The following is a 17,946-nucleotide window of genomic DNA, read 5'->3' as shown; positions in this document are numbered from 1 at the left end:
AAAGGCTCGGATGTCTCTTGACGCTTCGGATTTGGAAGTTGTGGCCCAGCAGCTAGGGCGTGAGCCACGCGGTGTCGTTGACATCTCCTACCGCAGCCCGGACGGTGTGCCGGCAGTGGTGAAGACCAAGCCTCGCCTGGACGACGGCACGCCTTTCCCGACGCTGTTCTACCTCACCGACCCGCGCCTGACCGCGGAGGCATCCCGGCTGGAGACCACCGGTGTGATGAAGGAGATGTCGGCTCGCCTCGAATCCGATGAGGAACTCGCCGCGGACTACCTGCGCGCGCATGAGGCTTTCCTCGCCGAGCGAAACGAGATGGAAGACCTCGGCACCGACTTCTCCGGCGGCGGCATGCCGACGCGCGTCAAGTGCCTGCATGTGCTCATTGCCTACGCCCTGTCGAAGGGGCCGGAGCACTTCCGCCTGGGTACCGAGGCCGTGGCGCTTGCCGCTGCCAATGAAAAGCTGCGGGGAACCGCGATTCCCGCGGATTGGCCAACACTGGATGAGCTGGGCATTTCCTACCCGGAGGTGGACGGGCAGTGACCACACTGGCCGCAGTGGACTGCGGAACGAACTCGATTCGGCTGCTGGTCAGCGATGTCACGGAGGTCGACGGGGTTCTCGAGATTACGGAGCTCCACCGTGTAATGGAGATTGTCCGTCTCGGAGAGGGCGTCGATGCCACGGGGCGGCTGGCCCCGCAAGCTCTGGAGCGCGTCCGTCTTGCGCTGACCAAGTACGCTGAGCTGATGGCTTCCGAAGGCGTTGCTGCTGTGCGAATGGTCGCGACTTCCGCTACCCGCGATGCCGCCAATCGCGAGGAGTTTTTCTCCATGACCCGCGAAATCCTTGCCCCCTGGGGTGTCGAGGCGGAGGTAATCTCCGGGGACGAGGAGGCCTCGCTTTCTTTCCGGGGCGCTGTGGATGACCTCCACGACCAGCCAGAACCTTTCTGCGTGATCGATGTCGGTGGCGGCTCCACCGAGGTTATCGTCGGGAAGCACGACGGCACTGTGCTGGGCAGCCAGTCGGTGGCGATGGGCAGCGTTCGTCTGACCGAACGGTACCTGAAGTCCAACCCGGCTACCGATGCGGAGACCCAGCAGGCGCGGGCCTATGTCGCCCAGCTGTGCGAGAAGATCCGGCGGGTCGTGCCCGTAGAGAAGACAAAGACCATCGTGGGCTGTGCGGGGACGTTCACCACGCTTTCGGCGCTGGCGCAGGGCCTGGAGACCTACGACCCGGCCGCGATTCACCTGTCCGTCCTGCGCTTTAATGCGCTACGCGCGCTGACTGCTTCCGTGGTGCACGCCGACTCGCACTCCCTCGCGGAAAACCCGGTGATGCACCCTGGGCGAGCTGACGTGTTCGCCGGCGGCGCCGTCATCGTCGATGGGCTGATGGATCTGTTCACGCAGACTCTCGGAGACTCGGCCGAGAATCCGCTGGAGTTCTACATCAGCGAGAAGGATATTCTCGACGGGATTGTCGCGGGTTTGGTGGATACGCATATTCCCCATTAACCTAAACGTGTGCTTCGGTGGCCCCGAGTTTTTTAATGGGCCAGCGTGCTGAGGCGATCAGCCCCCATAGCCCAATTGGCAGAGGCAGCGGACTTAAAATCCGCCAAGTGTCGGTTCGAGTCCGACTGGGGGCACAAAAAGACCAGGTAGAAGTCATTTTCTACCTGGTTTTTCGTGTGCTCCGTCTGTGGCTAGGTCAGGATTCGGAACTTCTTGCCCAGCTTCAGCGCGGTGTTAAACACCTTCGCGTAGCGCTCACGCGGCATGTACGGGAACGAAATCGGCGTGATTCGCTGGACCGTGACCGTCTGAGCGTCGGTGTACTTGAGCAGTCCGTCCGCCGCTTGACGACGCCCCACACCGGACTCCTTGAAACCGCCCATCGGGGCATCCACAGATGCGAAGGATGCGGCGAAACCGTCGTTGACGTTGACGGAGCCGGCCTCGATGCGCGGAGCGAGCTCCTTCGCGCGGGAGGGGGTGGTCCACAGCGATGCGTTGAGGCCGTAGCGGGTGTCGTTGGCCTTGGCGATCGCCTCGTCGACACTTGCGACACGGTGCACAACAACTACGGGGCCGAAGACTTCCTCGGTCAGCAGGGACACTCCCTCGGGGACGTCGGTGAGGATGGTCGGTTCATAGAAGAGGGGACCGAGGTCCGGTCGGGCACGGCCGCCGGCCAGGACGGTAGCTCCTGCTTCGATGGCCTCATCGACCATGGTCTTGACGATGTCGAACTGGCCCTTGGACTGTAGGCATCCCATCTCGGTTTCCCACTCGTAGCCCGGGCCGATGGACATTGCCTTGGCGCGGTCGGCGAAGGCCGGGACGAACTCGTCCCACACCGCGTCGGTGACGTAGATGCGCTCGATGGACACGCAGAGGTGACCGGAGTTGGTGAAGGAAGCGATGCGCGCGCCTTCGACGGCCGACTTCACGTTGGCATCCTCGGCAACGATTAGTGGGTTCTTTCCACCCAGCTCGGCGGAGAAGCCAATGAGGCGTTCGCCGCACTGTGCGGCCAGCGACTTGCCGGTGGCCGAGGAGCCGGTGAACATGAGGTAGTCGCACTGGGAGATAATCGCCTGGCCGACGACGCGACCGGGACCGGGGACAACCTGGAAGAGATCCTTGGGCAGACCCGCGCGGTAGAGCAGGTCGACTGCGAGGAGAGCGGTAAACGGGGTGGTGCTGTCCGGCTTGAGCACGATGGCGTTGCCGGCCATGATCGCTGCGATGGCGTCGGAAATGGCGAGTGTGAGAGGGTAGTTCCACGGGGAGATGACACCGACCACGCCTTTCGGGTGGTGGTAGACGGTGGTCTGCGAGAGAACCGGGACTGCGCCGTGAGCCTTCTTCGGCGCAAGCAGCTCCTCGCCGCGGTTGCCGTAGTAGCGGGCGGTAATAGCGGTGTGAATCAGCTCTTCGTGGGCGCTGGCGCGGTTCTTACCGGTCTCCGCCTGGATAACGTCGAGGATCAACTCGTCGTGGGTGAAGAGGAGATCGTGGAAGTGATGCAGCACTTCGCGACGCTGGGCCGGAGAGACGCGAGCCCAGACCTTCTGCGCCGCGCGGGCTCGCTTGAAAGCCTCGTCGACATCGCTGCTGGTGCCCACTGGGATTTCTGCCAGGGGCTGGCCGTCGAAAGGCGCTGAGATGGTCGCAGTGGAGGACATGTCGGCGATAGTGACTCGCTCGAGCAGTCGCTTCACCAAATCCGAGTCGAGAGGATTGCGAAGAGTAGCGATAGATTCAGCAGTACTTGCAGTCATGCCCCAGATACTACTGCTCGAACTGCGGCGAAGTGACGGTTTGTAACTAAAAAGTTTTAGTAAGTGGTCCAGCCCATTCGGCGATTGCGATCCGGGTCGCGGGGGCCGTCGTTGCCAAACTCGAAGGGGTCCTGCCCATCGATGTCGCCGTAGCGCATTTCGGGGTCGTAGTCGAGGTCGTCATCGGCATCGATGTCCGGCTTTTCTTCCGCCAAGCGCTTACGCAGGGTGTCGTGAGGTTCCGCGCCCCTCCAGCGGTCCGGCGGATCCATGACGTAGTTTTCTCCGTCGCCGGTGAGGAAATCGCCGTCGAGTCCCTCGGAACCGTCAAGCGTGGTCTCGTCGAAATCGCCGGTCGTGTCTGCATCGTAGCTGTCAGGCATCTGTCCAACCTCCTACATCGTCGAGCAGAAAAACTACCCTGATAATAACCGTTTGGCGAGGTTTGGAACAATATTCAGCGCGCGTTCGTTAGAACCGTTTGAAAGCAGAAAATTTAGAAATGAAATGAGGACGACGTGCGCGAAAGTAGCAATCCTGCGTTCAGCTCACTCACTAAGACCGTCGCCCGCGGCCAGGCGGGCATGCACGCCTATGGTCAGGAGCAGATGGGCTCCGGCTACGGCGTTGATCAGTACCAGTCTCAGGCTCCCGCCGGCTACCGTCCGATGACGGTGGACGATGTTGTGTCGAAGACCGGCATCACTCTGGCCACCATCATTGTTCTGGCGGCAATCAACTTCTTTATCGCCGTGAGCGTCTCCAGCTCTCTGGCGATGATTCTGACCATGGTCGGCGCTATCGGCGGCCTCATCACCGTGCTGGTTTCCACCTTTGGTAAGAAGTTTGGCTCCGCCCCAATCACGTTGACCTACGCCGCCTTCGAGGGCCTGTTCGTCGGTGGCGCCAGCTTCATCTTCACCGCTCCAATTCAGGGCGTGAACGCCGGTGCCCTAATCGTCCAGGCTGTGCTGGCGACCTTGGGCGTATTCGCCGGAATGCTCTGGGTTTACAAGTCGGGCGCCATCCGCGTGACCCCGAAGTTCACCCGTTTCATGACCTCCGCGCTGATTGGCGTGCTGGTCCTGATGGTGGGCAACCTGTTGCTGTCCTTCTTCGGCCTGGGCTTCCCGCTGCGTGACGGCGGTGCCCTGTCCATCATCTTCTCCCTGGTCTGCATCGGCCTGGCCGCTTTCAGCTTCCTGCTCGACTTCGATCAGGCGGACAAGCTGGTTCGCGCAGGTGCCCCGGCCAACTACGCCTGGGGCGTCGCCCTCGGCCTGGCCGTGACCCTGGTCTGGCTCTACATCGAGATCCTGCGCCTGCTGTCCTACTTCAGGGACTAATCTGATCTAGGCAAAAACCTAGCGCCGAGTTGCCCGTTTTCCCGGGTGGCTCGGCGCTTTGTTGTTTAAGTTGAAATAATGACCGACAGCACCGCCACCGACACCGGCTACACCTCCGAGGTTCGCCTCGAGCCCGCCGCCATCGTCTGCGGCGACGGCGGCCCTAAAGGAGCGTTTCCCGCAGGCGAGGCATCTGGCGGTGGGGCACTCTGTGGGGGCGCACGGCATGATTGCCACGCAGGGTGCGGAGCCCGTCGATGCGATGGTGATGATCGCAAGCCACGCGGGGATTACCCGGCTGATTAGCACGGCGGCTGAGCGGGCAAAGATTTGGGCTGTGTTCAAAGTTGTGATGCCGATAGCGTCCAGGCTGCTCGGGTACGTGCCGATTGAGGCGCTGGGGATGGGCAAGTCGGTTCCGGTTGGGGTGATGGAGCAGTGGGTGAGGTGGACTCGCAGGTCCGGGCACAAAAAGAGGACCGATAGGCCACATGGGATTCTATCGGTCCGCGAATCGGGCGCTGTGGCCCGAAATCGTCGCCTGGCTAGAGGCGCCGGGGAGCTAGGGGCTTAATTTAGCCGTCCATCTCCGGGTTGTACGGCTCCGCCTTGATCAGGGTGACGGAGACCTCGTCGCCGGTCGGGGAGACGTAGGTGCGGGTCTCGCCCTCGTTGGCGCCGATGATGGCCTTGCCCAGTGGGGAGTCGGTGGAGTAGGTCTCCAGGTTCGGGTTGGAGGAATCCGCGCCGCGGGTACCAATCAGGAAGGTCTCGGTATCGTCTTCGTCGCCGTCGTAGTAGACGTGGACGACGGTGCCGACCAGTGCCACGCCGGACTCCTGCGGAATCTCGCCGACGGTGGCGCGCTGGAGCAGATCCTCGAGGTAGCGGATGCGTGCCTCTTCCTGGCCCTGCTGCTCACGGGCTGCGTCGTAGCCGGCGTTTTCCTTCAGGTCGCCCTCTTCGCGGCGCTCATTGATCTCGGCCGCGATGACCGGGCGGTTTTCGTAAAGCGCTTCGAGCTCGTTCCTGAGCTTGTCGTAGGACTCCTGGGTGAGCCATGGGCTGTTGTTCTGAGCCTCAGTCATGGTTCCTCCTGATATATGCAAAAGCGGCCCCGCAGTGGGGCCGACGGACGCGTCACAGAATAGCACCATGAGGGGCCGACATGATAAATGGGCGCGGGCTAAATGTGAAAACTATTTTTTCAAAAAGCTCGGAATCTCGGTAGAGCAGCCGTAAACATCGCCCGCAACTGCGGTTTCACGGGTTGCGATGGGCACATCCATGCGGACGGTCTTGGGGCCTCCGCCCGGAACAAAGACGTCGCGGCGACCGACCTCGGCCCGGTCGTAGTTCAGTGCGTAGATGATGCAGTAGCTGTACATCTCCGGCTTTTCGCGCGTCACGTCGAGGGTGAAGATGAATTCCTCATCCTCCTTGCCCTCGGTGCGGCTCCAGCCGGCCTGGGTGGCGGATACATCGGGCGTGGTCACCCGATTCATCTGTACGAAAATATAGGCAGCGGCGATAATGAGCATGCCGACGATGCCAATAACGATCAGTTTCGCGGGCATATTGCGGTTGGTGTCGCCGTAGCGCTGCTGCTTGAGCGACGCGCCATTTCGCTCCGAACTTTCAGCCATGATTGTAACCCTATCCGAGTTTCGCTGAAACATGCTAAACTGTTGACATGTAAACAAGTTATGTGATGTGGCACTATTGCTTTTGAAGCAAGTGGAGTTAAAGGAAGGGATGTGGCGTCGTGGCTCTCCGTCTTATGGCAGTTCATGCACACCCCGACGACGAGTCGAGCAAGGGGGCGGCGACCATGGCTCGCTATGTCGACGAGGGGTACCGGGTAAAGGTGGTCACTTGCACCGGGGGTGAGGCTGGAAGCATTCTCAATCCTGCCATGGACCGCCCCGAGGTTCGCGATAATATCGCCGAGGTGCGCGTCCGCGAGATGGCGGAGGCTGCCCGCATTCTCGGTGTCGAGCACGAGTGGCTGGGTTTCGTCGACTCGGGGCTGCCCTCTGGTCGCCCGGTGCCGGTGCTTGCCGACGGGGTCTTTGCTCGCCAGCCTGTCGAAGAAGCAGTGAAGCCCCTGATTCGCTCCATTCGGGAATTTAGGCCGCACGTCCTGATTGCCTACGACGAAAATGGTGGCTATCCCCATCCTGACCACATCATGACGCATATTATCTCCATGCGAGCGTGGCTCGAGACCGGGCAGGAGAAGTACCCGGAGTTGGGAAAGCCCTGGGAGATAAAGAAGCTCTACTATACGCACGGCTTTATCAAGGCCCGTCTGATGTTTCTGGAGAAGTACTACGCCGACCGTGATATGGAAAGCCCGCTGGGGGAGGCGTTTCGTCGCTGGGCCAAGGAGAAGGGCGACATTATGACCCGCGTGACCACGCAGGTTGAGTGTGCCGAGTACTTCCCGCAGCGCGACGATGCCCTCCGGGCGCACGCCACGCAGATTGACCCGAATGGTCCCTTCTTCGCGGTGCCGACGGCCATTCAGCAGGAAGTCTGGCCGACCGAGGAGTTCGAACTGGCGCGCACTCGCGTTCAGGTATCGCTGCCGGAAACGGACCTTTTTGCCGGAATCGATCCGAATGCGGAGTAGTCGACGATAGTGGCTAAGCTAGGGGGCATGATTGAAAGTTTCAGCGCCCTAGCCGCCAATGCACACGTGATCGGCGCCGATGTAATCCTGGCCCAGAACCCATCCGGACCTATGGGTGCGGATTTCGGCAAGGCCTCGCCGGTCGGGCTGCTGATTATCGTTATCTTGCTCATCATCATCCTGGCTCTGGGCTGGGACTTATCCCGTCGCGCAAAGCGGATGGCGGCGCGCCGCAAGTTCGCCGAGGCTCACGGTATGGATCCGTTTGACTCGGCCGCGGTTGACCGAGCGATGGCCGAGGAAGAGGCGCGTCGGGAAGCGGAGTAGGCCGCGGATCGCGGGCACCTGGGAGGTGTCCACATAGTGGGATTGGCAGTTCGAATTGCGGGAATAATTATTTCGTTGTAGGATTCCATCTATGCGTATGTGGCGATTTTATTTTGCGAAGGCTCCGGTGACTAGACAGACCTAGTCTCACGGGGTGACATCGTCACATCACCCCCAAATACCGGAGCCGAAGGCAGCAGCCCCACCACGGGGCGGCTGCCTTTTGTCGTATCTAGAATCCCCGTTCGCCCCACCACAGTGAAAACCCCGCAACAGAACGCTCTTTAGGAAAGAAAGGCCTCACCCCCTCATGACTCCTCCCACCTCCCTCGAAGCCCCCGCATCGACCGCGAATCGCCGCGTCGTAGCCTTCCATGACCTCCCCTCCCCGGAGGAGGTCATGGAAAAACAGCCGCTGACTCCGGACTTGGTTAGCGAAGTTGAGCGATCTCGCCTGGACGTCGCCCGCGTCGTCTCCGGTGAAGATGACCGCCTTATAGTCGTCGTCGGCCCTTGCTCCATTCATGACCCGGAGGCCGCCATCGATTACGCGCGCCGCCTGAAGGCCACGGCCGACGAGCTCGCCGAGGATCTGCTCGTCGTTATGCGCGTCTACTTCGAAAAGCCGCGCACGACCGTCGGCTGGAAGGGGCTCATCAACGACCCGGACCTCGATGGCTCCTACAAGATCAACAAGGGCCTGCACATGGCCCGTGAGGTGCTCATCGAGGTTTTGCGCACCGGCCTGCCCGCAGGCGCCGAGTTCCTCGAGCCGAACAGCCCGCAGTACATCGCCGACGCAGTCTCCTGGGGAGCTATCGGCGCCCGTACTACCGAGTCGCAGGTGCACCGCCAGCTAGCATCCGGACTTTCCATGCCGATTGGCTTCAAAAACGGCACCGACGGCAACGTTCAGGTCGCCGTTGACTCACTGGTCTCCGCCGCCAACCCGCACTTCTTTTTCGGCATGAACGACCAGGGTCGTGCATCCGTCGTCGAGACCGCAGGCAACCAGAACTGCCACATCATCTTGCGCGGCGGCACCGCCGGCCCGAACTGGGACGACGCCTCGCTTGCCGACGCCGCGCAGCGCCTGGAAAAGGCCGACCAGGCGGTCAGTATCATGGTCGATGCCTCGCACGCTAACTCCGGGAAGTCAGAGGTGCGCCAGGCGGAAGTGGTCGGCGAAATTGCCGACATGATCTCCGGTGGGGACGACCGCATCACCGGCATCATGATGGAATCCTTTATCGAGGCCGGAGCGCAGAAAATCACCGACGGCCGCAACGGGCTCGTCTACGGCAAGTCCGTCACCGACGCCTGCATGGACTGGGGTACCACCGACGCGCTGCTGCGTAAGCTTGCCGACGCAGTTGCCGCGCGTCGTAAAGCCCGTATGTAGAGCGACGACAAATCCCACTAAAGCGAAGCCCGCCGTAGGCCATTGGGTATTGTTACAACTGTGAAAGACGTCCAGCCATCCTCCCTCCGGCGACTTGCGTACCCGATTTACGAGCGCAAGCTCGCGCAGGAGTTGGAGGGAAAGCCCCGCCCGAAGCACGTCGCTGTCATGGCCGACGGCAATCGGCGCTGGGCGCGCGAAGCTGGATTCACGGATGTCAGCCACGGGCACCGCGTGGGATCTCGCAAGATTGCAGAGTTTGTCGGGTGGTGCGCTGAGCAGGAGATTGACCTGGTCACCATCTACCTGCTGTCGACGGAAAACCTCGGCCGGGAGCCGGAGGAGCTGAACCTCCTGTTCGACATCATCGCCGATGTCGTCGACGAGCTGGCCCATTCGCCTTACGACGTGCGCCTGCGAATGGTCGGACACCTGGAGCTATTGCCGGATTCGATGGCGCGACGTCTGCGCAGCGACGAGGAACTGACCTCCGAGAATGCGGGAATTCAGGTCAATATTGCCGTCGGTTACGGCGGCCGCCAGGAGATTGTGGACGCGGTTCGCAAAATCGTCCGGGAGGCGGCGGCTGACGGCGCGGACGCTGCAGAAATCGAACAGCTCATTACCACCGACGCGATCTCCCGCAGGCTGTATACATCCGGACAACCAGACCCAGACCTCGTCATACGGACTTCCGGCGAGCAGCGCCTATCCGGTTTCCTGCTCTGGCAGTCGGCGTACTCCGAGATTTGGTTCACCGACACCTACTGGCCGGAATTCCGCAGAATCGACTTCCTGCGCGCACTGCGCGACTACTCTCAGCGCTCCCGGCGTTTTGGCAAGTAAACCCTAGAGCTTGCGCATCCGCACGCGGCTGACCTTATGATCGCGTGACTTCGTCAGAACCAGAGAGGCACGCACGCGCGTCGGCAGGATGTTTTCGGTGAGGTTCGGCAGGTTGACCTGCTGCCAGATACGGCGAGCCTCTTCGGCGGCGGCAGCGTCGTCAAGCGTGGCGTACTCGGCGAAGTGCGCGCCGGGAGCCCGGAAGGCGGTCTGGCGCAGGCGGAGGAAACGGTCGATGTACCAGCGCTCGATGTCGGCGCGGGAAGCATCGACGTAGACGCTGAAGTCGAAGAGGTCAGAAACCATCAGGGTCGGGCCGGTCTGGAGAACGTTCAGGCCCTCGAGGATGAGAATGTCTGGCTGGTCGACCTCAATGAACTCGTCAGGGACGCGGTCGTAGAGTGTGTGCGAATACACCGGGGCCTTGACGTGGCGCGCGCCGGACTTGACCGCGGTGACGAATTTCATGAGCGCACGCTGGTCATAGGACTCCGGGTATCCCTTTCGCTGCATGATTCCGCGGGCGTGGAGCTCCGCGGAAGGATAGAGGAAACCGTCGGTGGTCACCAGGTCCACCCGGGGATTTGTATCCCAGCGCTCGAGTAGAACTTGCAACAGACGGGCAGTCGTGGACTTGCCGACCGCAACCGAACCGGCCACACCAATAATGAAGGGAACCCGCATGCCACGCTCGGGGCCTTCCCCGAGGAAGCTGGAAGTCGTCGCATTGAGCTCCCGGTGAGCAGCCACCCGCATGTGAATTAGACGCGAAAGCGGAAGATAGACGTCCGCGACCTCCTGAAGGTCAATGTTTTCGCCGATACCGGAGAGCCGCTCAGCCTCCTGCGCGGACAGAACCAGCGGCATATTTTTACGCATTTCGCGCCACTGCTCACGCTTGAATTCAAGGTAAGGGCTGGGAGATGTAGCGCGCGTCATACTTTTATTGTGCCAAGTGTCATAGGGGTAACTGCAAATAGGGCGTGTTGGGGGAGTGCGGCGGGGCGGTGCTTTAGGGGTTTTCCGGGCCAGGGGCTAGCATGTCCTGTGACATTGAAGTTTTATTGAAAGGTCGAAAACCTACTCATGACCGGGTCTACCAATAACGATGTCCGCTACCAGTCGCTGCGTGAACTTGATCCCGAACTCGCCAAGGCGATGGATGGGGAACTCTCTCGCCAGCGCGACACGCTGGAAATGATCGCCAGCGAAAACTTTGTTCCCCGCGCTGTCCTGCAGGCTCAGGGCTCCGTACTCACCAACAAATATGCAGAAGGCTACCCCGGTCGTCGTTACTACGGCGGCTGCGAATTCGTTGACGCCGTCGAAGACCTGGCCCGCAACCGTGCCAAGGAACTCTTCGGTGCGGAGTTCGCCAACGTGCAGCCACACGCGGGAGCACAAGCCAACGCTGCTGTCCTGCACTCGCTGATTAACGCCGGCGACAAGATTATGGGCCTCGACCTGGCTCACGGCGGACACCTGACCCACGGCATGAAGCTGAACTTCTCCGGCAAGCTCTACCACGTCGCCGCATACGGAGTCGACAAGGACACCATGCGCATCGACATGGACAAGGTCCGCGAGCAGGCGCTGGTTGAAAAGCCGGATGTTCTCATCGCGGGCTGGTCGGCGTACCCGCGCCACCTGGACTTCGAGGCCTTCCGTTCTATAGCCGATGAGGTTGGTGCCAAGCTCTGGACCGACATGGCCCACTTTGCAGGTCTCGTCGCTGCCGGCCTGCACCCGTCTCCGGTGCCGCACTCCGACGTTGTCTCCACCACCGTCCATAAGACCCTGGGTGGTCCGCGCTCCGGCATGATTCTGGCCAAGCAGGAGTACGCGAAGAAGATCAACTCGGCTGTGTTCCCGGGCCAGCAGGGCGGACCGCTGATGCATGCCATCGCAGGTAAGGCCGCGGCCCTGAAGATTGCCGGCACCGAAGAGTTCAAGGAGCGCCAAGAGCGCACCCTCGCTGGCGCTCGCATCCTCGCCGAGCGACTCACTGCCGCAGATTGCACCGCTGCCGGTGTAGACGTCCTGACCGGTGGCACCGATGTCCACCTGGTGCTGGTGGACCTGCGTAACTCCGAGATGAACGGCCAGGAGGCGGAGGATCTGCTGCACGAGGTTGGCATCACCGTCAACCGCAATGCTGTTCCGTTTGACCCCCGCCCGCCGATGGTAACTTCCGGCCTGCGTATCGGTACCCCGGCCCTGGCCACTCGCGGCCTGGACGAGAAGGCCTTCACTGAGGTTGCTGACATCATCGGTACCGCGCTGGCAAACGGTAAGAACGCGGATGTTGAGTCGCTGCGCGCTCGTGTTTCCAAGATTGCCCAGGAGTTCCCGCTTTACGACGGTCTCGAGGACTGGAACATCCTGTAACCGATCTGAACGCAGCACGAAAATCCCGTTCTAGCCCAATTGCTAGGACGGGTTTTCTGCGCGTAAAACTAGCTGCCCGATCTGTAGGCGGCGTACGATCTTCCGCCCATCGCGGTCACGAATGCCGTATTGAATTGCGGAGGTTCGTGCTTGCTTGGGGGCCTCCATTGAACATATCCGGATGTAGGGATTCTCTCCAGGTGGCCGTGGATTCCCTGCCTGTCGTCATCGTTGAGGGCGTTGTGCTCGCGACAGACCATCGTCATATTCTCAAGCGAGGTAGCGCCGCCGTGCTTGTGCGCTACCAGGTGGTGCGCTTGCCCGGAGTGAGCGGGACGGGTACAGCCGGGCCATGAGCAGATTGGGTTATCAATCAGCATGGCAATGCGTTGCTCTTGCGTTGCCAGCCGCGGATTATGTATCGGGAATAAGCCCGTTAGGCGGTTGTTTTCGTCGTAAAGCACGGCCCAGCCGGTGTCGGCGAGTAGAGAGTTGATGAACACCTCGGGAGGAAGCGCAGAACCGTTGGTGGTGGTGGCATATCGTGGGCTGTAATCCGCGATGTCCTGCGCAGTGATGATGATGGCGGGCTGGTAGCGCATCTCATCGAGCTTATCGACGGCGGTTGCCGGCTGCGCAAGTTGCAGTCTCTCCGTGAGGGCTTGGCCTGTGCAGCGGTCGTGGGTGAATTCCGGATGGGCCTTCCGGATTTCCGCGGCGCGAACCGTCAACGGTGCGATGAGGTTGTCGAGCATCTGCGCCGGCCCCGTGATGTGGAGATGCTTCATCCCCTGGATGTCGATTTTCCGGGAGAAGCGGGCGCGGATGTGCTGGGGCGGCTCGGCTTCGGAATTGAGCTCGGCGAGGGTGTGCCGCATGTGGGTGTCTAGCTGCTCGTATGTGGCGTTCTTGGCCGCCTCGACGAAGGACAACCGCAGTTCGTCGTGGATGTCTTCGTTGTTGGCTTGGCGGCTTCGCTTGTCGATGAGGACGCACTTGTCGAGGCTTAGTTGGTACTTCCGGGCGAGGGCGGTGGCCTCCATACGGGCTTGCGTGTCGGCGGCGGACTCTGCGGGGGAGAGATAGTGGTCGGCGACGCGCAGGAGGGATTTGAGCCGGTTGGGGTCAACCCCCAGTTTTTCGGCAAGCTCAGTCGTCGCCTCGCGGCCGGTAGGGCGTGCGGAGTGGAGTTCCTCCAACAGGTTCATCCCACGCGTAGCCAGGGAGGCGATGGTTCCGAGAAGTGACATGCTGCTGAATCTAGCGCCAGCTAGCGCGAGGCCTCCAGGGGAGAAACACCAGCTGGGGATAGATGGGCTCGGCTGTCAACAGGCGGACTTTTGAGGGAACCGGCCGAAAAAGTCCGTATGTAGGTAGTGACGAATAGAACACAACATACGGGTGTGAATCCGGAGGGGCCGCCCCAGCGAGCCACTAGATGTAGATCGAGAGTCTCCCCAACCTTCCGTATCTGGTGGCCAGCGGTGATATTTCTCACCATCGCGGGGACTTACACGCCTGTGATTTGGGGGAGTACGGTCAGCGATTATGAGCGGTATTACAGTTGACCCCATTGCGAGTGTTAGCGAATACTTGGACCGCAGCGACTGGCGTGTGAACGCCAACGCCAACCAGGACTTCTCCTACGGCGGCCTCGTTCTCAACGTGGCTGGAAAGGTGATTGCCAACTACTGGCTCAGCGAAGTCTTCACGGCCCAGGCAGCCGAAGCACACAAGCAAGGTGCTATTCATATCCATGACCTCGACGTTCTCGGCGGCTACTGCGCCGGATGGTCGCTGCGCCAGCTGCTGGAGCAGGGCTTCTCCGGTGTCGCCAACGCAGTGAACTCGGCGCCGCCGAGGCACATGTCGTCGGCATGCGGGCAGATCGTCAATTTCCTGGGCACGCTGCAGAACGAGTGGGCCGGTGCGCAGGCGTTTTCCTCCTTCGATACCTACATGGCCCCGTTCGTGCGCCTGGACCACATGACCTTCGACGAGGTTCGCCAGTGCATACAGGAGATGGTTTTCTCCCTCAACGCCTCGAGCCGTTGGGGCTCGCAGACCCCGTTTACCAACCTGACCTTCGACATCACCTGCCCGGAGGACCTCGCCGACCAGTATCCACTTATCGGCGAGGAGGTCTGCGACTTCACCTACGGCGACCTCGCTGCCGAGATGGCCGTGATCAACCGCGCCTTCATTGACGTGATGAGCGCCGGCGACACCGACGGCCGCGTCTTCACTTTCCCCATCCCCACCTACAACATCACTGAAGACTTCGCCTGGGACAGCCCGCTTGCCGACGACATCTTCACCATGACCGCGAAGTATGGGCTGCCGTATTTCCAGAACTTCATCAACTCGGATCTCAATCCGGGCCAAATTCGTTCGATGTGCTGCAGGCTGCAGTTGGACCTGCGTGAGTTGGAAAAGCGCGGCAATGGCCTGTTTGGCTCGGCGGAGCAGACCGGTTCCATCGGTGTGGTGACCATCAACCTTGCCAGACTCGGCTACCTGCACAAGGGCGACTTCGACGGGCTAATCGCCGAGCTGGACGGCCTGATTGACCTGGCCTCCGATACCTTGGAGCGCCGCCGCGCCGCGGTGGATCAGTTTATGGAGGCCGGACTGTACCCGTATTCGAAGCGCTGGATGGAGTCTTTTGACAATCACTTCTCCACAATCGGCGTCAACGGCGGCAACGAGATGGTCCGTAACTTCACCTCCGATGCTTTCGACCTGGCCAGCGTCGACGGCGAGGCGATGGCACACCGAGTCCTCGACCACATCCGAGCCCGTCTGGTGGAAATCCAGGAGACCACCGGCCACATGTACAACCTGGAGGCCACACCGGCCGAGGGCGCGACCTACAGGTTCGCGAAGACTGACCGCGCCCAGTTCCCGGACATTGTGCAGGCTGGCACGGAGGAAAATCCCTACTACACCAACTCCACTCAGCTGCCCGTCGACTACACGGACGACCCCTTCGAGGCGCTGGACTCCCAGGACGAGTTGCAGACTCTCTACACCGGCGGCACCGTGCTGCACCTCTACCTGGGGGCCTCGCTTTCCGACGGCGCCTCCTGCAAGGCTCTAGTTCGCCGCGCGCTTGCGACCCATCGCCTGCCGTATCTCACGGTCACGCCGACGTTTTCCATCTGCCCGACCCACGGCTACGTCTCCGGCGAGCATTTCCACTGCCCGACCTGCGGGGAAGACTCAGAGGTGTGGACTCGCGTGATGGGCTACTTCCGTCCGGTGTCCAGCTTCAACATCGGTAAGAAGGGGGAGTACCTCCAGCGCACTACATTTGATGCGCCGAAGCTGCCTACTGCGCCGAGTACCAGCGAGCCCGCCCATGCCTGAGCCCGGTACCAGCCCCATTGCAATCGCGGGACTGACCCCCTTCTCGATGGTGGACTGGCCGGGCCACTTGGTCGCAACCGTCTTCACGCAGGGCTGCTCCTGGAACTGCCCCTACTGCCAGAACCCGCAGCTGCGCGACATCACCTCCGCCCGCGCGGGGCTCATCGCCTGGGAGGAGGTCATGGGGCTCGCCCGACGCAGGGTAGGGCTTCTCGACGGCTTCGTCTTCTCCGGCGGCGAACCCACCCGGCACCGTAGGCTTGCCGACGCCATGCAGGAGATTCGCGAGATGGGCTATGCAGTGGGCCTGCACACCAACGGGATGTACCCGTCTGCGCTGCGGGAAATCCTCGATGCGGGGGTGGTGGATTGGGTTGGCCTCGATATTAAGGCCGCGGACTGCGCCTACGGTGAGGCCATTGGGGCAGTTAGCGATGTAGCCGGTGCTGCAGCTGCCAAGCATGCGTGGGAGAGCCTTGAACTGCTGCAAGCCTGGGTCGACGACAGTCCGGACGGCAGGGACTTCGAGGTACGCACCACCGTCTTCGACTGCTCGGAACAGCTGCGCACCCTGGGCGATCTCGCCAAGCAACTTTCCCGCGCGGGTGTGCGCACCTGGGCCGTGCAGCGCAGTCGTGATCAGGGCACGGCGCCGGAATTTGTCGCGGCGGCGGACGTCGTAAAGCCTGAGCGGCAGCGCGAAATCACGGCGGCAATAGAGGTGGCGCGGGGCGAGTTCCCAGGGGTGCTGGTGAGGTAGGAGTTAAGCGGTGGGCGCGCCGAACTGCGTGAGCGCATCGCCGGTGAGGCGGAAGGTGTCCCATTGATCCATGGGGAACGCGCCGAGCGACTTGTAGAAGTCGATTGACGGCTGGTTCCACTTCAGCACGCACCACTCGACGCGCGAGTAGCCACGCTCGCACGCGATGGCCGCGAGTTTTTGCAGAAGCGCCTTGCCCTTGCCGGTACCGCGGGCGGCGGGGCGGACGTAGAGGTCTTCCAGGTAGATGCCGTGTGTGCCCTCCCAGGTGGAGTAATTCAAAAACCACAGGGCGATGCCATCGAGGCGCGGAGCGGAGTTGTCGCGCGAACCAGCCGCGTCGATGACGTGGCAGAAGATGGCGGGGTTGTCGCCGAAGAGCTGCTCGCGCAGGCGCTGCGGCGTGAGTTTGACTGCGTCGGGCTCCTTCTCGTAGGCGGCGAGGTCGCGCACAAGCTCCACGATCTGCTCGACATCGGCCTCGGTAGCGGGCCGCGGATTGTTGGAGTTTGCTGTGGTGGGGGTCTCGGCACTCATAGATTCGTGTTTACCCGCACCCGCGCGTTGTGTGCAAAAGGCAGGTGGGGCGGGGCGCGCTGCGATAGTCTCCCGAGGTATGAGCACTGATTCTACAGTTACTACTGTCGCAACCGAGTTCGCCGACGGGGTCCTCACCGTCACCATCAATCGGCCCGAGGCCTACAATTCGCTGAACAAGCAGCTCCGCGCCGAGCTGAAGGAGGCGTTCCAGCGCGCCCAGCTTGACGACGTGCGTGCGGTCCTGCTTCTTGGCGGGCCTAAGGCATTTTGCACCGGACAGGACTTGAAGGAGCATATCGCGGATCTTCAGGCCGGCGCCGGAATGGGCAAGGTCGTGGAGGAGTACAACCCGATGATTGCCGAGCTGGTCGCCGTTGATGTTCCGGTGATTGCAGCAATCGAGGGAGCGTCCGCGGGGGCAGGGTGGTCGCTTGCCCTGCACTGCGACTTCCGCATCGCGGGGCAGGGGGCCTCGTTCAAGGCGGCTTTCCCGTCGATCGGACTTGCCACCGACTGCGGCATGTCTGCGCTGCTGCCGCGCATCGTCAGTGACGCGAAGGCCCGCGAAATCCTGTTCCTCGACCGCAAAATCTCCGCTGCCGAGGCCTTGGAGCTGGGCCTGGTGACTCAGGTTAGCGACAATCCAGTGGCCGACGCGCGGGCTCTGGCGGCGCAGTTGGCGGCTGGGCCGACTGCGGCACTGAAGGAAATTAAGGCGCTGCTGCGCCGGGAGACCCTCGCCGCGGCTGACGCGGAGGCAGATGCCCAGGCGCGCCTGGCGGTCTCCGCAGACCACAAGGAAGCGGTGGCCGCGTTCCTTGAAAAGCGACCACCGCTGTTTTCCGGTAAGTAGTCGGTACTTACTGCTCTTCCTGGGCGACCAGGACCTCGTTGGTGAGCTCCGGGTGGTCACCCAGCTCACCGGAGACCTCGTCCGGGTTCTTTGCCAGGTTGACCAGGGCCGCCGCTAGGCCGCCCCAGATGACCAGCATGAACAACACCATCATGACGATTGCGATACCTGACATGGC

Annotated in this window: 21 protein-coding genes and 1 tRNA gene; 14 read left to right on the top strand and 8 right to left on the bottom strand. The window is 61.8% G+C overall.

Annotated elements, in window-relative coordinates:
• Positions 1-10: 10 nt before the first annotated feature.
• From CLAC_RS08795 to CLAC_RS08785, 3 genes are all read left to right on the top strand, one after another.
• Positions 11-550, top strand: a complete 540-nt coding sequence (locus CLAC_RS08795; protein WP_053412596.1) for a DUF501 domain-containing protein — start codon at positions 11-13, stop codon at positions 548-550.
• The gene (locus CLAC_RS08790; RefSeq protein WP_053412595.1) at positions 547-1,530 is read left to right on the top strand and encodes a Ppx/GppA phosphatase family protein; all 984 of its coding nucleotides are present in this window, start codon (positions 547-549) and stop codon (positions 1,528-1,530) included. Before CLAC_RS08795 ends, CLAC_RS08790 begins: the two co-directional genes overlap by 4 nt.
• Before the next feature lie 60 nt (positions 1,531-1,590).
• Positions 1,591-1,664, top strand: a tRNA-Leu gene (locus CLAC_RS08785).
• A gap of 57 nt (positions 1,665-1,721) precedes the next feature.
• Here CLAC_RS08785 and CLAC_RS08780 read toward each other — a convergent pair.
• Both CLAC_RS08780 and CLAC_RS08775 read right to left on the bottom strand, forming a co-directional pair.
• A complete protein-coding gene (locus CLAC_RS08780) occupies positions 1,722-3,302 on the bottom strand; it encodes a succinic semialdehyde dehydrogenase (protein ID WP_053412594.1) in 1,581 nt (526 codons plus the stop codon).
• Positions 3,303-3,358: 56 nt separating this feature from the next.
• Complete coding sequence (locus CLAC_RS08775; RefSeq protein ID WP_053412593.1) at positions 3,359-3,685, bottom strand: hypothetical protein; 327 nt, start codon at positions 3,683-3,685, stop codon at positions 3,359-3,361.
• Positions 3,686-3,820: 135 nt separating this feature from the next.
• On the opposite strand from CLAC_RS08775, the gene CLAC_RS08770 reads away from it, so the two are divergent.
• The 3 genes from CLAC_RS08770 to CLAC_RS08765 all read left to right on the top strand — a co-directional run bounded on the left by CLAC_RS08770 (position 3,821) and on the right by CLAC_RS08765 (position 5,222).
• Positions 3,821-4,648, top strand: a complete 828-nt coding sequence (locus tag CLAC_RS08770) for a Bax inhibitor-1/YccA family protein (protein ID WP_053412592.1) — start codon at positions 3,821-3,823, stop codon at positions 4,646-4,648.
• Between the two features lie 78 nt (positions 4,649-4,726).
• Positions 4,727-4,954 carry a hypothetical protein gene (locus CLAC_RS12985; protein WP_245621849.1) on the top strand — a complete coding sequence of 76 codons (228 nt, stop codon included), beginning with the start codon at positions 4,727-4,729 and terminating at the stop codon, positions 4,952-4,954.
• Entirely contained in the window at positions 4,875-5,222 is a 348-nt protein-coding gene (locus tag CLAC_RS08765) for a hypothetical protein (RefSeq protein ID WP_245621848.1), read from the top strand. The genes CLAC_RS12985 and CLAC_RS08765 overlap by 80 nt, the downstream gene beginning before the upstream one ends.
• Position 5,223: 1 nt before the next feature.
• Here CLAC_RS08765 and greA read toward each other — a convergent pair whose 3' ends face one another.
• The gene (gene greA, locus CLAC_RS08760) at positions 5,224-5,736 is read right to left on the bottom strand and encodes a transcription elongation factor GreA (RefSeq protein WP_053412590.1); all 513 of its coding nucleotides are present in this window, start codon (positions 5,734-5,736) and stop codon (positions 5,224-5,226) included.
• 111 nt (positions 5,737-5,847) lie between these two features.
• Positions 5,848-6,294: a DUF4307 domain-containing protein gene (locus CLAC_RS08755; RefSeq protein WP_053412589.1), complete on the bottom strand. Its 447-nt coding sequence runs from the start codon at positions 6,292-6,294 to the stop codon at positions 5,848-5,850.
• A gap of 134 nt (positions 6,295-6,428) precedes the next feature.
• Here CLAC_RS08755 and mca point away from each other — a divergent pair, with 134 nt between their 5' ends.
• From mca to CLAC_RS08735, 4 genes are all read left to right on the top strand, one after another.
• The gene (gene mca / locus CLAC_RS08750; protein ID WP_053412588.1) at positions 6,429-7,283 is read left to right on the top strand and encodes a mycothiol conjugate amidase Mca; all 855 of its coding nucleotides are present in this window, start codon (positions 6,429-6,431) and stop codon (positions 7,281-7,283) included.
• A 27-nt stretch (positions 7,284-7,310) separates the two neighbouring features.
• Positions 7,311-7,610, top strand: a complete 300-nt coding sequence (locus CLAC_RS08745) for a hypothetical protein (protein WP_053412587.1) — start codon at positions 7,311-7,313, stop codon at positions 7,608-7,610.
• Between the two features lie 310 nt (positions 7,611-7,920).
• Positions 7,921-9,012: a 3-deoxy-7-phosphoheptulonate synthase gene (locus CLAC_RS08740; RefSeq protein ID WP_053412586.1), complete on the top strand. Its 1,092-nt coding sequence runs from the start codon at positions 7,921-7,923 to the stop codon at positions 9,010-9,012.
• Between the two features lie 60 nt (positions 9,013-9,072).
• Positions 9,073-9,858 (top strand): isoprenyl transferase, encoded by a 786-nt coding sequence (locus tag CLAC_RS08735; protein WP_053412585.1) that lies wholly within the window; start codon positions 9,073-9,075, stop codon positions 9,856-9,858.
• Between the two features lie 3 nt (positions 9,859-9,861).
• Here the strand turns inward: CLAC_RS08735 and coaA are convergent, their stop codons facing one another.
• Entirely contained in the window at positions 9,862-10,797 is a 936-nt protein-coding gene (gene coaA / locus CLAC_RS08730; RefSeq protein WP_053412584.1) for a type I pantothenate kinase, read from the bottom strand.
• Positions 10,798-10,944: 147 nt separating this feature from the next.
• Between coaA and glyA the strand changes: the two genes are divergently transcribed.
• On the top strand, positions 10,945-12,246 hold the full coding sequence (glyA, locus tag CLAC_RS08725) for a serine hydroxymethyltransferase (RefSeq protein WP_053412583.1): 1,302 nt from the start codon (positions 10,945-10,947) through the stop codon (positions 12,244-12,246).
• Between the two features lie 68 nt (positions 12,247-12,314).
• On the opposite strand, the gene CLAC_RS08720 is transcribed toward glyA, so the two are convergent.
• Complete coding sequence (locus tag CLAC_RS08720) at positions 12,315-13,496, bottom strand: HNH endonuclease signature motif containing protein (RefSeq protein ID WP_245621847.1); 1,182 nt, start codon at positions 13,494-13,496, stop codon at positions 12,315-12,317.
• A 298-nt stretch (positions 13,497-13,794) separates the two neighbouring features.
• Between CLAC_RS08720 and CLAC_RS08715 the strand changes: the two genes are divergently transcribed.
• Positions 13,795-15,615, top strand: coding sequence for a ribonucleoside triphosphate reductase (locus CLAC_RS08715; protein ID WP_053412582.1), 1,821 nt, complete (start codon positions 13,795-13,797; stop codon positions 15,613-15,615).
• Positions 15,608-16,375, top strand: coding sequence for an anaerobic ribonucleoside-triphosphate reductase activating protein (locus tag CLAC_RS08710; protein WP_053412581.1), 768 nt, complete (start codon positions 15,608-15,610; stop codon positions 16,373-16,375). Before CLAC_RS08715 ends, CLAC_RS08710 begins: the two co-directional genes overlap by 8 nt.
• A gap of 3 nt (positions 16,376-16,378) precedes the next feature.
• Here CLAC_RS08710 and CLAC_RS08705 read toward each other — a convergent pair whose 3' ends face one another.
• A complete protein-coding gene (locus CLAC_RS08705) occupies positions 16,379-16,912 on the bottom strand; it encodes a GNAT family N-acetyltransferase (protein WP_053412580.1) in 534 nt (177 codons plus the stop codon).
• Positions 16,913-16,991: 79 nt separating this feature from the next.
• On the opposite strand from CLAC_RS08705, the gene CLAC_RS08700 reads away from it, so the two are divergent.
• On the top strand, positions 16,992-17,768 hold the full coding sequence (locus CLAC_RS08700) for an enoyl-CoA hydratase/isomerase family protein (RefSeq protein ID WP_053412579.1): 777 nt from the start codon (positions 16,992-16,994) through the stop codon (positions 17,766-17,768).
• A gap of 7 nt (positions 17,769-17,775) precedes the next feature.
• Here CLAC_RS08700 and metS read toward each other — a convergent pair whose 3' ends face one another.
• Complete coding sequence (gene metS, locus CLAC_RS08695; protein ID WP_053412578.1) at positions 17,776-17,943, bottom strand: methionine/alanine import NSS transporter subunit MetS; 168 nt, start codon at positions 17,941-17,943, stop codon at positions 17,776-17,778.
• Between the last annotated feature and the right edge of the window lie 3 nt (positions 17,944-17,946).

It is taken from the genome of Corynebacterium lactis RW2-5, assembly GCF_001274895.1.
In the GTDB taxonomy this organism is placed as follows: Bacteria; Actinomycetota; Actinomycetes; order Mycobacteriales; family Mycobacteriaceae; genus Corynebacterium; species Corynebacterium lactis.
This window is presented reverse-complemented; position numbering and strand designations above follow the sequence as displayed.

Coding starts and splice junctions, on each gene's coding strand:
- CLAC_RS08795 (WP_053412596.1), top strand. CDS start 11: ATGTCTCTTGACGCTTCGGATTTGGAAGTTGTGGCCCAGCAGCTAGGG.
- CLAC_RS08780 (WP_053412594.1), bottom strand. CDS start 3,302: ATGACTGCAAGTACTGCTGAATCTATCGCTACTCTTCGCAATCCTCTC.
- CLAC_RS12985 (WP_245621849.1), top strand. CDS start 4,727: ATGACCGACAGCACCGCCACCGACACCGGCTACACCTCCGAGGTTCGC.
- CLAC_RS08710 (WP_053412581.1), top strand. CDS start 15,608: ATGCCTGAGCCCGGTACCAGCCCCATTGCAATCGCGGGACTGACCCCC.
- CLAC_RS08740 (WP_053412586.1), top strand. CDS start 7,921: ATGACTCCTCCCACCTCCCTCGAAGCCCCCGCATCGACCGCGAATCGC.
- CLAC_RS08775 (WP_053412593.1), bottom strand. CDS start 3,685: ATGCCTGACAGCTACGATGCAGACACGACCGGCGATTTCGACGAGACC.
- mca (WP_053412588.1), top strand. CDS start 6,429: ATGGCAGTTCATGCACACCCCGACGACGAGTCGAGCAAGGGGGCGGCG.
- CLAC_RS08720 (WP_245621847.1), bottom strand. CDS start 13,496: ATGTCACTTCTCGGAACCATCGCCTCCCTGGCTACGCGTGGGATGAAC.
- greA (WP_053412590.1), bottom strand. CDS start 5,736: ATGACTGAGGCTCAGAACAACAGCCCATGGCTCACCCAGGAGTCCTAC.
- CLAC_RS08765 (WP_245621848.1), top strand. CDS start 4,875: ATGATTGCCACGCAGGGTGCGGAGCCCGTCGATGCGATGGTGATGATC.
- coaA (WP_053412584.1), bottom strand. CDS start 10,797: ATGACGCGCGCTACATCTCCCAGCCCTTACCTTGAATTCAAGCGTGAG.
- CLAC_RS08755 (WP_053412589.1), bottom strand. CDS start 6,294: ATGGCTGAAAGTTCGGAGCGAAATGGCGCGTCGCTCAAGCAGCAGCGC.
- CLAC_RS08700 (WP_053412579.1), top strand. CDS start 16,992: ATGAGCACTGATTCTACAGTTACTACTGTCGCAACCGAGTTCGCCGAC.
- metS (WP_053412578.1), bottom strand. CDS start 17,943: ATGTCAGGTATCGCAATCGTCATGATGGTGTTGTTCATGCTGGTCATC.
- glyA (WP_053412583.1), top strand. CDS start 10,945: ATGACCGGGTCTACCAATAACGATGTCCGCTACCAGTCGCTGCGTGAA.
- CLAC_RS08715 (WP_053412582.1), top strand. CDS start 13,795: ATGAGCGGTATTACAGTTGACCCCATTGCGAGTGTTAGCGAATACTTG.
- CLAC_RS08705 (WP_053412580.1), bottom strand. CDS start 16,912: ATGAGTGCCGAGACCCCCACCACAGCAAACTCCAACAATCCGCGGCCC.
- CLAC_RS08745 (WP_053412587.1), top strand. CDS start 7,311: ATGATTGAAAGTTTCAGCGCCCTAGCCGCCAATGCACACGTGATCGGC.